General features: G+C 76.1%; 12 protein-coding genes. 5 read left to right on the top strand and 7 right to left on the bottom strand.

The window, feature by feature from the left end; all coding sequences use genetic code 11:
* Positions 1-171: 171 nt before the first annotated feature.
* The gene (locus tag ACIBIW_RS07600) at positions 172-1,569 is read right to left on the bottom strand and encodes an ABC transporter transmembrane domain-containing protein (RefSeq protein ID WP_399333054.1); all 1,398 of its coding nucleotides are present in this window, start codon (positions 1,567-1,569) and stop codon (positions 172-174) included.
* A 154-nt stretch (positions 1,570-1,723) separates the two neighbouring features.
* Here ACIBIW_RS07600 and ACIBIW_RS07605 point away from each other — a divergent pair, with 154 nt between their 5' ends.
* Both ACIBIW_RS07605 and ACIBIW_RS07610 read left to right on the top strand, forming a co-directional pair.
* The gene (locus ACIBIW_RS07605) at positions 1,724-2,557 is read left to right on the top strand and encodes a VOC family protein (protein ID WP_399333057.1); all 834 of its coding nucleotides are present in this window, start codon (positions 1,724-1,726) and stop codon (positions 2,555-2,557) included.
* A 96-nt stretch (positions 2,558-2,653) separates the two neighbouring features.
* On the top strand, positions 2,654-3,148 hold the full coding sequence (locus ACIBIW_RS07610) for a MarR family transcriptional regulator (protein WP_399333059.1): 495 nt from the start codon (positions 2,654-2,656) through the stop codon (positions 3,146-3,148).
* Positions 3,149-3,176: 28 nt separating this feature from the next.
* Here the strand turns inward: ACIBIW_RS07610 and ACIBIW_RS07615 are convergent, their stop codons facing one another.
* Positions 3,177-3,584, bottom strand: coding sequence for a CoA-binding protein (locus tag ACIBIW_RS07615; RefSeq protein WP_399333061.1), 408 nt, complete (start codon positions 3,582-3,584; stop codon positions 3,177-3,179).
* 87 nt (positions 3,585-3,671) lie between these two features.
* Between ACIBIW_RS07615 and ACIBIW_RS07620 the strand changes: the two genes are divergently transcribed.
* The 3 genes from ACIBIW_RS07620 to ACIBIW_RS07630 all read left to right on the top strand — a co-directional run bounded on the left by ACIBIW_RS07620 (position 3,672) and on the right by ACIBIW_RS07630 (position 8,661).
* Positions 3,672-4,298, top strand: coding sequence for an IMPACT family protein (locus ACIBIW_RS07620; RefSeq protein WP_399333063.1), 627 nt, complete (start codon positions 3,672-3,674; stop codon positions 4,296-4,298).
* Between the two features lie 141 nt (positions 4,299-4,439).
* Positions 4,440-5,606, top strand: a complete 1,167-nt coding sequence (locus ACIBIW_RS07625; protein ID WP_399333065.1) for an exonuclease SbcCD subunit D — start codon at positions 4,440-4,442, stop codon at positions 5,604-5,606.
* Between the two features lie 52 nt (positions 5,607-5,658).
* Positions 5,659-8,661, top strand: a complete 3,003-nt coding sequence (locus tag ACIBIW_RS07630) for an AAA family ATPase (protein ID WP_399333067.1) — start codon at positions 5,659-5,661, stop codon at positions 8,659-8,661.
* Positions 8,662-8,675: 14 nt separating this feature from the next.
* On the opposite strand, the gene ACIBIW_RS07635 is transcribed toward ACIBIW_RS07630, so the two are convergent.
* From ACIBIW_RS07635 to ACIBIW_RS07655, 5 genes are all read right to left on the bottom strand, one after another.
* Entirely contained in the window at positions 8,676-9,320 is a 645-nt protein-coding gene (locus ACIBIW_RS07635; protein ID WP_399333069.1) for a response regulator, read from the bottom strand.
* 14 nt (positions 9,321-9,334) lie between these two features.
* Positions 9,335-10,627: a sensor histidine kinase gene (locus ACIBIW_RS07640; RefSeq protein WP_399333071.1), complete on the bottom strand. Its 1,293-nt coding sequence runs from the start codon at positions 10,625-10,627 to the stop codon at positions 9,335-9,337.
* A gap of 80 nt (positions 10,628-10,707) precedes the next feature.
* Positions 10,708-12,027 carry an FtsX-like permease family protein gene (locus ACIBIW_RS07645; RefSeq protein WP_399333072.1) on the bottom strand — a complete coding sequence of 440 codons (1,320 nt, stop codon included), beginning with the start codon at positions 12,025-12,027 and terminating at the stop codon, positions 10,708-10,710.
* Positions 12,024-12,713, bottom strand: a complete 690-nt coding sequence (locus ACIBIW_RS07650) for an ABC transporter ATP-binding protein (RefSeq protein WP_399333074.1) — start codon at positions 12,711-12,713, stop codon at positions 12,024-12,026. Before ACIBIW_RS07650 ends, ACIBIW_RS07645 begins: the two co-directional genes overlap by 4 nt.
* Before the next feature lie 199 nt (positions 12,714-12,912).
* Positions 12,913-14,601 carry a DUF885 domain-containing protein gene (locus ACIBIW_RS07655; RefSeq protein ID WP_399333076.1) on the bottom strand — a complete coding sequence of 563 codons (1,689 nt, stop codon included), beginning with the start codon at positions 14,599-14,601 and terminating at the stop codon, positions 12,913-12,915.
* Positions 14,602-14,654: the final 53 nt, after the last annotated feature.

The following is a 14,654-nucleotide window of genomic DNA, read 5'->3' on the forward strand; positions in this document are numbered from 1 at the left end:
GCTCCCCCACAGCCCGAAGGGCGTGGGAGGTACCCCCAGCATCTGACGCCGCACCCTGGTCCACGAAGATCCAAACGACACGACCTAGACCCGGTCCGGCAACTCCCGCCGGGGCCGCGGTGCCCGGACGCGTCCCGCGCGGGCGGTGCGCCGCGCGGGACCGCCCCGCCGCTACGACGCCACCGGCTGGAGCCCCGCGTACACACCGCCGCGGCGCATCAACTCGGTGTGCGTGCCCGCCTCGGCGATCCGGCCGCGCTCCAGCACCACGATCCGGTCCGCGTTCCTGACCGTGGACAGGCGGTGCGCCACCACGAACACCGTGCGCCCCGCCACGAGACGCGCCAGCGCCTGCCGCACCAGCGCGATCGTCTCGCCGGGCCGCGCCGACAGCGTGAAGTCCTTGACCGCCGCGCCCGACTCCCCGTACGAGAAGCCGACCGCGCGGAAGTCGACACGGCCCACGACCCGTTCCACCCGCTCCTTGCCCGCGTTGCTCTCCAGGTCCGGCGCCTGGAGCACCTCACCGGCGGAACGCACCGACTCCAGGCCCCTGGTGAGGACCGGGGCGAGGCTCAGCAGGGTGGTCACCGAGCCCGTGAGCGTCGTGAAGAACGCGCTGAGCATCACCACGTCGCCCGCGGTCAGCGGCAGCCAGCCGTAGTACGCGACCAGCGCGGAGCCGGAGAGGCACACCGCGCCGAGGCTGTTGAGGAGTATCCAGGCGAGCGAGCCGAACTTGCCGTTGAGCCGGTCGAGCCGCAGGCCCGCGGCGAGCACCTGCTGGAGCGAGCCGTCCACCCGGCCGAGCGCCGCGCTCTCCAGGCCGTGCGCCCGGGTGATCGGGATCAGGCTCGTCATCTCGCCCACCCGGGACGACAACAGCTCCACCTCGCGGCGGAACGACTCGTTGTGCGTCCGCAGCCTGCCGCGCAGCCGCGTCACCAGGGCGGCGGCGGCCGGCACCACCACCAGGAACACCGGCACCCGCAGCCCGATCACCACCAGGCCACCGGCGAGCGTGATCACCGCCGCGAGCCCCATGTCCGCGGCCTGCTTCACCATCTGCTCCACCGACTCCACGTCCCTGACCACCTTGGCCTGGAGCACGCTCGAACTGACCCGGGAGTGGTAGCCGATCGAGAGCTGCTGCATCCGCCGGCAGAGCGCGGAGCGCAGCACCGTACTGGTGCGCCTGATGCTGCGGGCGAGACAGGTCACGTAGACCTGGTTCAGGGGGTAGTTCAGGAGCAGGATCAGCAGCAGCCCGCCGGCGTTCAGCCACAGCAGGCGCACGTCCCCGTGGCTCACCACGACGTCGAGGACGTTCGCCGTGATCAGCGGGAGCAGCCACACGGGGCTGTGCTTGACGAGGAACGCCCCGGCCGCGACGGCGAGTCGGCCGCGGTCGGGGCGGAAGAGGTAGGCGAGGGTGCGGACCGGGTGCTCGCCCCGGTAGCGGTGGTCGAGCGAGTCGGGGGCGTCGCCGGGGCCGGGCGGTGGCGCGGGCGGCGAGGCGGGGGAGAGGGGGTGGTCCTGGGACGCATGCGCACGACGCGATTGCTCCATATGTCAATCCCACCGGTTCGGCCTCCGCGGCCGCAACTCCGTTTGGCGCCACGCGCGACCGCGCAGAATGCCCGCGGCGGCCGTTTCCGCGACGGCCGCTCCGGACGACCGTACGGCGCCGCGCGGCGGTGGGGACGAGGACGAAGGAGCGCACATGGCCGTCATGTCGCACGTCGAGATCGGAGTGAGCGATCTCACCAGGGCAGCCGAGTTCTACGGAGGGCTCCTCGGCTTCGCCGAGGACGGCGCCCGCAGCGGCGGCGACACCCTGGTCATGGCGGCGGGCGCGGCCACGGTCAGACTCGTCGAGGTGGGCCACGACGCCACCCCGAGCGGCTGGAGCCCGGACGACCTCCAACGGGGCTTTCGCCACTTCGGCATGAAGGTGGACGCCGTCGACGCGCGCCTCGCCGTGCTGGAGGACGCCGGGGTGCCCGTCAGGCTCAGGCCGCTCGACGCGGCGGGCGGCGTCAGGATCGCCTTCTTCGCCGACCCGGACGGCACCCACCTGGAGTTCGTCGCGGGACAGCTCCGGTACGACCCGGTGTGGTCGCCCGCCCTCGTCGCCGAGGAGGAGGCCGGCCTGCACAACGGGTGGGACGGCACCCCGCGCTTCGACCACGTCGCCGTCACCGTCGACGACCTCGACCGCGCGCTCGGCTACTACCGTGACACCCTCGGCATACCCGTCCTCGGCCAGCTCGACCACCGGGCCACCGACGAGCGCGGCTTCGTCATCACCTACCTGCGCGCGGGCGAGACCGTCATCGAGGTGTTCAGCTTCCGCGCCGACACCGCGCCGGGACCCTGGCGGCCCGCGCCCGACCTGCTCGGCATCCGCTCCGTCGGGCTCACCGTCCCCGACCCGGCCGCCGCCCGCGCCGCCCTGACCGCGGCGGGCGGCACCGCACTCACCCGGCCCGGCGCGCGCCCCGTCGAGCTGGTCGCGGACGGCGACCAGTTGGTGGCCGAGCTGGTACGCGCCTGACCGCACGCGCGCCCCCGGGGCCGCGGGCCCGCCCCGTTCACTACGGTGGACGCGGACCGACAGGCCCCGGGCGGGCGACAGCGAGGAGGGCGCACGATGGCGGCAGCACGGCGGGAGGGCCCGTCGGCGGACGGGCCCGGGACCGACGCCGACGTGGACGCCAACGTCAGGGCGCTCCTGCTGCTGATGCCCCGGCTCGTCGGCAGGGCCAAGCGGATGCCCGTGCCCGAGGAGCTGCGGTCCTTCGCGCTCGCGCCCCGCCATCTGTCGATGCTGGCGTACCTGGTCTTCGACGGCCCGATGACCGTCAACGAACTCGCGGGCCGCCTGGAGGTCGCGCCCACGACGGTGAGCCTCATGGTGGGCGAGCTGAGCCGCAAGGGCATCCTGGAGCGCCGCGAGGACGAGGCGGACCGCAGGCGCCGCATCGTCAGCGTCACCGAGCGCCGCAGCGCCGCCGTGAGCGCCTGGCTCTCCCGCGGCGCCCTCGCCTGGCGCCGCGCCCTCGCCCCGCTCACCCCCGCGGAGCGCCGGCTCGTCGTCACCACCCTGCGCACCTACGAGCGGACCGTCGAGGAACTGGGCGAGTGAGACCCGGCCGCCGGGCCACGCCGCACGGTCAGCGCAGCGTCGGGATCTCGATGGCGGGGCAGCGGTCCATCACCATGTCGAGCCCCACCGCACGGGTGCGCTCGTACGCCGCCTCGTCGACCACGCCGAGCTGGAACCACACCGCCTTCGCGCCGATCTCCCGCGCCTCGTCGGCCACCGCGCCCGCCCACGCGGAGTGCACGAACACGTCCACCACGTCCACGGGGAACGGGATGTCGGCCAGCTTCGCGTAACCCCGCTCGCCGTGCACCGTCTCCGCCTTGGGGTGGACGGGCACCACGCGCTTGCCGAAGTCCCGCAGCACCCGCGCCACCCCGTACGCGGCCCGCGAGCGGTTCGTGGACAGGCCCACCACCGCCCAGGTGTCCCCGCCCTCCAGCAGAATCCTGCGGACCGTCGCCTCGTCTCCGTACACCGCACAGCCTCCCTCGCGCCACTGCCGCTCCACCCGCTCCAACGAGGCCGGGCGCCCGGGGATTCCCGCGCCGCCTACGCTGGCCCCATGCAGGAGGAGTACCGCACCGTGGTCCGCGAGGGAGTCCACGAGACCGAGGTGGGCCGCTCGCGCTTCGTGTGCACGCTCGCGCCCGCCCAGGACGAGGAGGCGGCGCGCGGCCTCGTCGCGCGCGTACGGGCCGCCCGCCCCGACGCGCACCACCACTGCTTCGCCTACGTCATCGGGGCCGACGCCGCCGTCCAGCGCGCGGGCGACGACGGCGAGCCCGGCGGCACCGCGGGCGCGCCCATGCTCCAGATGCTGCTGCGCCGCGACATGCGCTACACCGCGGCCGTCGTCAGCCGCTACTTCGGCGGCGTCAAGCTCGGCGCAGGCGGCCTCATCAGGGCCTACGGGGGCGCGGTCGGCGAGGCCCTCGACACCCTGGGCACGCGCGTGCGCAGGCGCTACCGGCTCGTCACGGTCACCGTCGGCCACACGCGCGCGGGGCGCCTCCACAGCGACCTGCGCGCGGCGGGCCGCACCGTCCGCGACGTGCGCTACGCCCGTGACGTCACCCTGGAGATCGCCCTGCCGGACGCCGAACTCCCCGCCTTCACCGCCTGGCTCGCCGACGCCACCGCGGGCGAGGCGGTGTGCGAGCCGGGCGGCGAGACCTACGGGGACGCCTGACCTGACCGGCACCGGCGCCGCGGCCCCACGCCGCGCCACGCCGGGGGAGCGGGGGTCGCCAAGTCGCCAAAGGGACACGGGGAACGGGGGAGACCGGTGGGCGGGGAGCGTTGTCAGACCTCCCCGCTAGTGTCGGGGATCATGAGGCTGCTGCATACGTCGGACTGGCATCTCGGCCGGAGCTTCCACCGGGTGAGCATGCTCGACGCCCAGGCCGCGTTCATCACGCATCTCGTCGCCACCGCGCGCGAGAGCGGGGCGGACGCGGTCCTCGTCGCGGGCGACGTCTACGACCGCGCGGTGCCGCCGCTCGCCGCCGTCGAGCTGTTCGACGACGCCCTGCACCGCCTCGCGGACCTCGGCATCCCGGTCGTGATGATCTCCGGAAACCACGACTCGGCCCGCCGCCTCGGCGTCGCCTCCGGGCTCATCGGCCGCGCCGGAGTCCATCTGCGCACCGACCCCGCCCGCTGCGCCACCCCCGTCGTCCTCACCTCGCGCACCGGCGAGGAGGTCGCCTTCTACGGCCTGCCCTATCTGGAACCCGCCTTGGTCAGGGACGAGTTCGGGGTGACAGCCGCCAGCCACGCCGCCGTCCTCGGCGCCGCGATGGACCGGGTGCGCGCCGACCTCGCCGCCCGCGCCCCCGGCACCGGCTCCGTCGTCCTCGCGCACGCCTTCGTCACCGGCGGCCTGCCGAGCGACAGCGAGCGCGACATCACCGTCGGCGGCGTGGCCGCCGTGCCCGCGGGCGTCTTCGACGGCGTCGACTACGCGGCCCTCGGCCACCTCCACGGCGCCCAGACCATCACCGGGCGGGTCCGCTACTCCGGCTCCCCGCTCGCCTACTCGTTCTCCGAGGCGGGCCACCGCAAGAGCATGTGTCTTGTCGACCTCGCGCCGGGCGGCCCCGTCACCGCCGAGCGGATCGACTGCCCCGTGCCGAGGCCCCTCGCCAGAATCCGCGGCAGGCTCGACGACCTCCTCGCCGACGAGCGCCTGACCCGGCACGAGGACGCCTGGGTGGAGGCCACCCTCACCGACCCCGTGCGCCCCAAGGACCCCATGGCGCGCCTCGCGCGCCGCTTCCCGCACACGCTCAACCTCCTCTTCGAGCCCGACCGGCCGCCGGGCGAGACCCGCGTGTCGTACGCGCACCGCCTCGCGGGCCGCGACGACCGGCAGATCGCCGGGGACTTCCTCGCCCATGTGCGCGGCGCGGGCCCCGACGCCGCGGAGAGCGCCGAGCTGCGGGCCGCCTTCGAGGCGGTGCGCGCGGACGGCGCCACCAGGGAGGCCGCCCCGTGAGCCGCACCGGCAGCCCCATGACACCCCCTCACCCGGCGCCGCGGGAGGCCCCATGAGACTCCACCGGCTCCGCGTCACCGCCTTCGGGCCCTTCGGCCGCAGCGAGGAGATCGACTTCGAGGCCCTGTCCGCCGCCGGGCTCTTCCTGCTGCACGGGCCCACCGGCGCGGGCAAGACCTCCGTGCTCGACGCCGTCTGCTACGCCCTCTACGGCTCCGTGCCCGGCGCCCGGCAGAGCGGCCAGGGCGGCGCGCTGCGCTCCGACCACGCGCCCGCCACCACCGCCACCGAGGTCAGCCTCGAACTGACCGTGGCCGGGCGGCGCCTCGAACTGACCAGGCGTCCCCCCTGGCAGCGGCCCAAGCGGCGCGGCAGCGGCACCACCACGGAGAAGGCCCAGTCCGCGCTGCGCGCCCACGACCCCGCCACCGGCGCCTGGCGCGACGTCAGCCGCTCGCACCAGGAGATCGGTGAGGAGATCGGGCAGCTCCTCGGCATGAGCAGGGAGCAGTTCTGCCAGGTGGTGCTGCTGCCGCAGGGCGACTTCGCGCGTTTCCTGCGCGCCGACGCCGAGGCGCGCGGCAAGCTGCTCGGACGGCTCTTCGACACCGGCAGGTTCGCCGCTGTCGAGGCGCACCTCGCCGAGCGCCGCCGCGCCGGGGAGGCCGCCGTGCGCGAGGCCGACGCCGCCCTGCTCGCCGAGGCGCACCGGATGCAGCAGGCCGCGGGCCCCGCAGCCGAACTGCCGCCGCCCGACCGGTCACCGGGCGATCCTGGCCTCGCCGACGCCGTGCTCGGCTGGGCCGCCGTCGCCCGCTCCACCGCGCGCGAGCAGCGCACCGCCGCCCGCCTCGCCCTCGACACCGGCACCGCCCGCGACACCGCGGCGCACGACGCGCTCGACACCGCCCGGGGCCTCGACCGGCTCCAGCGCCGCCACGCCGAGGCCACCGCGCGCGCCGCCCGCCTCGCCGCCACCGCCGACGAGCACGCGGCCGACCTGCGCCGCATGGAGCGCTCACGCAAGGCCGAGAGCGTCACCCCCGCGCTCGACCTGCGCGCCGCCGCCCACCGCGAGCACCAGCACGCGGGCCACACCGAGACCGCCGCACGGGCCGCCCTCCCCGCCGCCCACGCGGAGGCCGACGCCGCGTCGCTCGCTTCGGCCGCCCGCGCCGTCGCCGAGGAACTCGGCGCCCTCACCGCCGCCCGCCGCGCGGAGCGCCGCCTCGCCGACGTACGCACCGAACTCGCCGCGCTCGACCGGCAGGAGCGCGCCGACGACGACCTGCTCGACGAGACCGCCGACTGGCTCGCGGGCAGGGACGCCGCCCGCACCGCCCTCCAGGCCCGTATCGACGCCGCACAGGAGGGCGTCGCACGCGCGGAACACCTCGCCGCCCGCCTCGACACCGCCCGCGCCCGCCTCGACGCCGCCCGCCGCCGCGACGACCTCGCCGAGCGCGCGGAGACCGCCCGCACCGCCGCGCTCACCGCCCGCGAGACGGCCGCCGCCGCCTACGAGCACCTTCTCGGCCTCAAGGAGCGCCGGCTGCGCGGCATCGCGGCCGAACTCGCCGAACAGCTCACCGACGGGCACCCCTGCGCGGTCTGCGGCGCCACCGCGCACCCCGCCCCCGCCGCCCGCACCCCGGGACACGTCGACGCCGCGGCAGAGCAGCGCGCACTCGCCGCCCACCGCGCCGCCGACGCCGAGGCCCAGGAGTGCGAACGGCGCCTCGGGGCGCTGCGCGAGGAGCTGGCCGCCGCCACCGCGGAGGCGTCCGACACGCCCGCCGACCGGCTCGCCTCCGACGTCGCAGGGCTCACCGATGAGCACCGCGCCGCGCACATCGCGGCGAGCGACCTGCACGCCGCACAGGAGGCACGCGACCAGGCCGAGCGCGAGCACGACCGCAGGACCGCCGCCCGCCAGGAGGCCCAGCGCCGCGCCGCGTCGCGGGCCGCGCTCCGCGACGCCCTCACGGCCGAGCGGACCGGCCTCCACAGCGAGGTGGAGCGCGCCCGCGGCGGCGCCGACAGCATCGACCGCCACGCCCGCCTCCTGGAGCGCCGCGCCGAACTCCTCACCGCCGCAGCCGACGCCACCCGCGCCGCCCGGGACGCCGCGGCCCGCCTCAAGGACGCCGACGCCCGGCTCGCGGACGCCGCCTACCGCGCCGGGTTCGACACCCCGGGCGCCGCCGCCGACGCCCTGCTCACGCCCGAGCGGCACGCCGCGCTCCAGCGCCGCGTCGACGCCAGGTCAGAGGAGGACGCGGCCGTACGCGCGGTCCTCACCGAGCCCGACACCCAGGACGCCGCGGCCCGCCCGCGCGCCGCGCCCGAACGCGCCCAGGCCGCCGCCGACCGGGCCGCCGCCGCCCTGCGCTCCGCCGCCTCCGCGCACGACGCGGCGCTGGGCCGCTGCGCCGACCTCGACCGCCTCTCCGCGGCCGCCGCCCACGCCGCGCGCGCCCTCGCGCCGGTACGCGCCCGGCACGACCGCGTCGCCCGGCTCGCCGCGCTCACCGCGGGCACCTCGGCGGAGAACGAACGCCGGATGCGCCTGGAGTCGTACGTCCTCGCGGCCCGGCTCGAACAGGTCGCGGACGCCGCATCCGCCCGGCTGCGGCACATGTCCTCGGGCCGCTACACCCTCGTCCACTCCGACGACCGGGCGGGGCGCGGCCGTTCAGGACTCGGCCTGCACGTCGTCGACGCCTGGACGGGCAGTGAGCGCGACACCGCCACCCTCTCCGGCGGCGAGACCTTCTTCGCGTCCCTCGCGCTCGCCCTCGGCCTCGCCGACGTCGTCACCGACGAGGCGGGCGGCGTCCGCCTCGACACCCTCTTCATCGACGAGGGCTTCGGCAGCCTCGACGACCAGACGCTCGACGAGGTGCTCGACGTCCTCGACACCCTCCGCGCACGCGACCGCGCCGTCGGCATCGTCAGCCACGTCGCCGACCTGCGCCGCCGCGTCCACACCCGGCTCGAAGTGGTCAAGGGCCGCGACGGCTCCTCGGTGCGCCACCACGGCGTGCGCGGCTGACGCGGCGCGCCGGGTCAGGAGCCGAGGTAGCGCAGCACCGCGAGCACCCTGCGGTGGCCCTCCTCGGTGCGGGGCAGCCCGAGCTTTGTGAAGATGCCCGCCGTGTGCTTCTCGACCGCGCGCAGGGAGACCCCGAGGGCCGCCGCGATCGCGGTGTTGGTCCTGCCCTCGGCCATCAGGGCGAGGACGTCGCGCTCGCGGGCGGTCAGCGCGCCGAGGCCGCCGCGTGCCGGGCGCGCGGCCAGCAGGTGCGAGACCACCTCCGGGTCGAGCGCCGTACCGCCCGCGGCCACCCGGCGCAGCGCGTCGACGAAGTCGGCCACGTCCACGACGCGCTCCTTGAGGAGATAGCCGAAGCCCGCAAGGCCCGTCGCGGCCAGCCGGTCGGCGTAGCGCGTCTCCACGTACTGGGAGAAGAGGAGCACCCCGAGCCCGGGGTGGCGCTCCCGCAGCGTGAGGGCCGCCCGCAGCCCGTCGTCACGCAGGTCGGGCGGCATCCGGACGTCCGCGACGACCGCCTCGGGCCGGTGCTCCTCGGCCGCGGCGAGCAGCGCGGGCGCGTCGGCGACGGCGGCCACCACGTCGAACCCCCGCTCGCGCAGCAGCCCGACAAGGCCCTCGCGTACGACGGCGGCGTCCTCGGCGATGACGATGCGCATGGTCGGCCTCCTGGCTATCCGAGGGGGAGTCGTGCCGTGACGGTGGTGGGGCCGCCGTCGGGGCTGTCGATCAGCAGTCGGCCGTCCACCGTACTCACCCGCTGGGCGAGGCCGCCGAGCCCCGACCCGCCGCCCCTGCCCGCGCGCGCCCCGCCGTGTCCGTCGTCGCGCACCTCCAGGTGCAGCACGCCGTCCCGTTCGTACGCGGCGACCTCGACCCGGGAGGCCCCGGCGTGCCGCGTGGCGTTGGTGATCAGCTCGGCCGCGCAGAAGTAGGCGATGGACTCGATGGCCTCGGGGGGACGCCTCGGCAGGTCGAAGCGGGTGGTCACGGGCAGCCCCGCGCGGGTCGCCAGGGTTCCCACGGCCACGTCGAGGCCGTCGTTGAGCGCCGGAGGGTGGATGCCGCGCACCAGGTCGCGCAGTTCCGCGATGGCGGTACGCGAGTCGGCCAGCGCGTCGGCCACGAGTGCGCGGCCCTGCACCAGTTGCGGCGCGTCGCCCGGCGCGTCGGCCAGCCGGTCCTCCGCCCTGGCCAGCGCCATCGCGACGGCGACGAGCCGGGACTGGGCGCCGTCGTGCAGATCGCGCTCGATACGGCGCAGCGTCGCCGCGGAGTCCTGCACCGCCAGCGCCCGAGTCTCCTCCAGCACGTGCACCCGCTCGTCCAGGCGCCCGGGACCCAGCAGCGCCCGCGCCATCGGACGGACCACCAGGGCGAGCAGCCCCCGCGTCGACCAGGCGGCGAACACGAGGACCGCGAGCCCCGCCGCGGCGGTCGCCAGCGCGGCGGGCCAGGTGTCGAGCCGGGCGTCGCCCGCGAAGCCGACCCCGCGCCTGCCGTCCTCCTCGACCGCGCGCCACCACAGCGGATACGTCAGCGCGGCGAGACCGTAGAGCCGCATCGCGGTGGACACCGCGAAGAGGAGGGCGCCGAGCGGCACAGCGGCGACGGTGAACGCCGCCGCCCGCCACCCGTCCCCGTCGGTGGCCACGGCCCGCAGCCCCCGCACGAACCCGCGCCCCGCGCGGGGCCGCGGCCGCGGCGCCGGGATGTGCTCGCCGAGCAGGCCGCGCAGCAGCGTGCGGTGCAGCGCCCCGGTCGCCCGCGCCGCCGCGAGCACCCCGACGAGCAGGGCGAGCCCGACCTGGGTGACGGAGGCGACCAGCGAGAGGGCGAGCAGGGCCAGCAGCACCACACCGCAGACGATGCCGGGCACCGGTGCGAGCAGCGCGTAGGCCGCCTCGCGGGGCGTGCCGAGGAACATGGCGGGGCCGGGGCGGCGCCCGGCGGTCTTGGGGGGCATGGGAGGGGTGTGCTTCCTTCGCGTCGTGTCGTCCCATGGTGCCCGGCGGCCGTCGCGCGGCGGCGCAGGCGCCGGGGCGTTCACACGCTGCGCCGCGCGAGACCGGCGAGCGGGCGCACCCGCAGCAGGTGGCCGAGCGGCGCGCAGGACGCGGTCCACACCAGCGCCGCGCAGCCCGACAGGGACACCGCCCAGACCCAGCCGGGCAGTCCGGACAGCGGGGTGCCCGTCTTGGGGCCGAGCGGCACCATCACCGCACAGGCCGCGAACACCCCGGCGCCCGCCCCCGCGAGCGCGGTGATCGCCCCCTCGGCGAGCACCACCGCCACGATCCGCCGGCGGCCCGCGCCGACCACCCGCAGCAGGGAGAACTCCCGCAGCCGTTCGAGCGTCAGCATCACCAGCGTGTTGGCGGCCACCAGACCGGCGAAGCCCGCGTACAGCAGGGTGCCGAAGACGTCCATCCAGGCGGGGTCGCCCGACCCGGTCAGCGACACCAGCTTCGCCACCGCGAACGCGGTCACCAGCGCGATCGGGGTGATCGCCGAGGAGAGGCGGCGCGAGCGCGCCCTGCTGCCCGCGACGGCCAGTTCGCCCGCGACCCCGCAGCACCCCCGCAGCAGCGGCGCCGCGACCGCCGTCGCCAGCCTCCCGATCCAGGGCCCCGCGAGCCCGATGGCGACCATGTACGCCAGCAGCACCAGCGGGATCTCGGACCCCGCGTCCTCCGCCGAGCCCGCCCCCGCGGCGGCCGTGAGCGCCACCGCGCCCCCGAGGAACACCAGCGAGGCCAGCCCCCGTACCGCACCGGGCCGTTCCCCGCCCTGCACCTGACTGCGGGTCAGCACCGCCGCCGGTCTGGTACGGGACGCCCGCCAGGCCCCCGCGAGCCCCCCGAGCTGCGAGGAGACCAGCAGTACCCCGAAGGCCGCGAGCAGTGGCCAGAGCCCGATGTGCAGCACCACCCCTTCGGGCACGAGGCCCTGCCGGTCCATGCCCCTGAACCACGCCTCGGCCAGGAGCGCCCCGAGGCCGTAGCCGACCGGCAGCGCGAGCAGCGCCGCGGCCAGCGCCTCGGCCGCCACCATGCGGCGGATCTGCCGCGGCTCGGCGCCGACCGCCCGCAGCAGCGCGCTCTCCCGGTGGCGCTGCGCGACGGCAAGGGACACCGCCTGCGCGATGACGAAGACCGACAGATAGACGCTGACGAGGCTGAAGCCGACGCCCATCTCGGACAGTCCGGTGTCCCCGTCCACCGGCGGGGCGCCCGCGGCCGACACCGCGACGGACACACAGGCCGTGACGACCGCCCCGGAGAACACCAGCGCGGCGAAGGTCCCGGCGAACGCCGAGGGGCGGGCCCTGACCGAGGCCGCGGCGAGCGAGGCGGTGGCGCTCACGCCGCCACCCGTGCGGTGTCCCGCGCGAGCCGCCCGTCCGCGAGCCGCAGCACCCGGTCGGCGCGGGCGGCCACCGCGGGATCGTGCGTCACCACCACGACCGTCGCCCCGTACGAGCCGACGGCGTCGCGCAGCAGCCCCAGCACCTCCGCCGCGGTCTCCTGGTCCAGGGCGCCCGTGGGCTCGTCGGCGAAGACCACGTCGGGCTCGGTGATGAGGGCGCGGGCGATCGCCACCCGCTGCTGCTGGCCGCCGGAGAGTTCGCCGGGACGGGCGTCGGCGCGCCCGTCGAGGCCGACGAGGGCCAGCATGCGGCGCGCCCTCGCCGGGTCGCGGCGCCTGCCGTCGAGGCGCAGCGGCAGCAGCACGTTCTCCTGCGCGGTGAGGGTGGGAAGCAGGTTGAACGACTGGAACACGAAGCCGATGCGGGCGCGCCGCAGCCGGGTCAGCTCGCGCTCCCGCATCGCGCTGACCTCACGCCCGGCGAGGCGCACCGTGCCCGACGTCGGCCGGTCGAGCCCGGCCGCGCACAGCAAAAAGGTCGACTTCCCGGAGCCCGAGGGCCCCGTCACGGCCGTCAGGGCGTGGGGGTAGAGACGGGTGTGGACGTCGCGCAGCGCGTGCACGGCGCGACGTCCGCGCCCGTGGGTCCTGCTGACGTGCTCCATTTCGAGGACGGCGTCCATGGCGGCGATGGCCTCTTCCCTGTCGGGTTCACGCGGTCCCCCCGACCGTACGAAGCCGCAGGTGGGAGCGGCGATGGGGGAGACACCCGAGTCAGGGGTTCGGAACTCCCGAACCCCGCCGCCCGGGGCGGTGGGCCCGCGTGGACCCGGCCGTCCCGCCCCGGGCGTCGCGGCCCCGCGAAGACCGGCAGGACAGGGCCTACAGCCGGGACAGCTCGTCCACCAGATCGTCGAGGCCGAGCGAGCCCTGCGAGAGCGCCGCCATGTGCCACCGCTTCGCGTCGAAGCCGGAGCCGTGGCGGCGGCGTGCGTTCTCGCGGCCGAGCAGCCATGCGCGCTCGCCCAGCTTGTAGCCGATGGCCTGCCCCGGCATGGACAGGTACCGGGTCAGCTCGCTCTCCACGAAGTCCGCGGGGCGGCTGCTGTGCGCGCCGAAGAACTCCTGCGCGAGACCGGGCGTCCAGCGCTCCCCTGGGTGGAACGGCGAGTCCCCGGGGATCTCCAGCTCCAGATGCATGCCGATGTCGACGATGACGCGGTTCGCCCGCATCATCTGGGCGTCGAGGTAGCCGAGCCTGCGCTCCGCGTCGGTGAGGAAGCCCAGCTCGTCCATCAGCCGCTCCGCGTAGAGCGCCCAGCCCTCGCAGTTGGCGCTGACCTCGCCCACGGTGGCCTGGTAGCGGGAGAGGTCGGCGGCGACGTGCGCCCACTGCGCGAGCTGGAGGTGGTGCCCCGGCACGCCCTCGTGGTACCACGTCGACACCAGGTCGTAGACCGGGAAGGTGGTCCTGCCCATGGTGGGCAGCCAGGTGCGACCCGGGCGGGAGAAGTCCTCGGACGGCGCCGTGTAGTACGGCGCGGCCGCGCTGCCGGGCGGCGCGATACGGGACTCCACGCGCCGTACCCGCTCGGCGAGTTCGAAGTGGGTGCCGTCGAGCGCCGCGATCGCCTCGTCCATCAGGTCCTGGAGCCAGCCCCGTACCTCGTCGACGCCCTCGACACGGGTGCCATGGGTGTCGAGGTGGGCCAGCGCCTCCCAGGGCGAGGCGTCGGGCAGCACCTTCGCGGCCTCGGTGCCCATCTCGGCGCGCAGCCGGTGGTACTCGGACCAGCCGTAGGCGTACGCCTCGTCGAGGTCCACGTCGGCGCCGTTGAAGAACTGCGACCAGCGGGCGTACCGCTCGCGGCCCACCGTGTCGGGGGAGCCCTCGACGGCGGGCGCGTACACGTCGCGCACCCAGTCGCGCAGCGCCGCCACCGCGGCGGTGGCCTCCCCCGCGGCCGCGTCCAGGTCACCGCGGAGCGCCTCAGGCGCGGGCGCGGTGAACTCCTGGAACCAACTGCGGCCGCTGCCCGTCGGGTCCAGCCACTCGCCGAGCTGCCCGACGAAGGTCGTGGTCGGCCGCGGGGCTCCGTGCAGCTTGCGTTCGAGGCCGAGGGCCAGCGACGCGCGGTACCCGTCGAAGGCCGCGGGGACGGCCCGCAGCCGCTCGGCGACGGCCGCCCAGTCCTCGTCGGTCTCCGTGGGCGTCAGGGTGAAGACCTCCCTGACGTCGTGCGCGGGCGACATGATGTTGGACACCGCGCGCAGGTGCTCGTCCGCGTCGTGCACCGCGAGCTGGGACGTCAGCCGCTCCCGCAGGAGCCGCCCGCAGCGCCGCTCGATGTCGCTGTCGCCGCCCGGGGCGCGCTCCGCCTCCGTCAGCAGGCCGAGGGTGCGCCGGGCGAGCGCGGCCCTGGCCTGCTGCCCGTCGGGCGAGTAGTCGGGCAGTCTCGACGAGGCTTCCCGCTCGCCGATGTAGGTGCCCATGATCGGATCGATGGCGCAGTACTCGTCGACGTACGCGTCGGCGACCTGACGGGGAAGCGTGATCTTGGTCTCTGGCATGGGGCCATCCTCATACGAGGCGGGGCGCCGCGTCACCACTATTCGGCGACCCC

Origin of the sequence: Streptomyces sp. NPDC050560 (assembly GCF_044457285.1) — a bacterium.
Taxonomy (GTDB): domain Bacteria; phylum Actinomycetota; class Actinomycetes; order Streptomycetales; family Streptomycetaceae; genus Streptomyces.

What these genes read in the sequence shown, in the direction of transcription:
- ACIBIW_RS07640 (WP_399333071.1), bottom strand. Translation starts at nt 10,627, where the DNA reads ATGCCCCCCAAGACCGCCGGGCGCCGCCCCGGCCCCGCCATGTTCCTC.
- ACIBIW_RS07610 (WP_399333059.1), top strand. Translation starts at nt 2,654, where the DNA reads ATGGCGGCAGCACGGCGGGAGGGCCCGTCGGCGGACGGGCCCGGGACC.
- ACIBIW_RS07620 (WP_399333063.1), top strand. Translation starts at nt 3,672, where the DNA reads ATGCAGGAGGAGTACCGCACCGTGGTCCGCGAGGGAGTCCACGAGACC.
- ACIBIW_RS07650 (WP_399333074.1), bottom strand. Translation starts at nt 12,713, where the DNA reads ATGGACGCCGTCCTCGAAATGGAGCACGTCAGCAGGACCCACGGGCGC.
- ACIBIW_RS07600 (WP_399333054.1), bottom strand. Translation starts at nt 1,569, where the DNA reads ATGGAGCAATCGCGTCGTGCGCATGCGTCCCAGGACCACCCCCTCTCC.
- ACIBIW_RS07605 (WP_399333057.1), top strand. Translation starts at nt 1,724, where the DNA reads ATGGCCGTCATGTCGCACGTCGAGATCGGAGTGAGCGATCTCACCAGG.
- ACIBIW_RS07655 (WP_399333076.1), bottom strand. Translation starts at nt 14,601, where the DNA reads ATGCCAGAGACCAAGATCACGCTTCCCCGTCAGGTCGCCGACGCGTAC.
- ACIBIW_RS07625 (WP_399333065.1), top strand. Translation starts at nt 4,440, where the DNA reads ATGAGGCTGCTGCATACGTCGGACTGGCATCTCGGCCGGAGCTTCCAC.
- ACIBIW_RS07630 (WP_399333067.1), top strand. Translation starts at nt 5,659, where the DNA reads ATGAGACTCCACCGGCTCCGCGTCACCGCCTTCGGGCCCTTCGGCCGC.
- ACIBIW_RS07635 (WP_399333069.1), bottom strand. Translation starts at nt 9,320, where the DNA reads ATGCGCATCGTCATCGCCGAGGACGCCGCCGTCGTACGCGAGGGCCTT.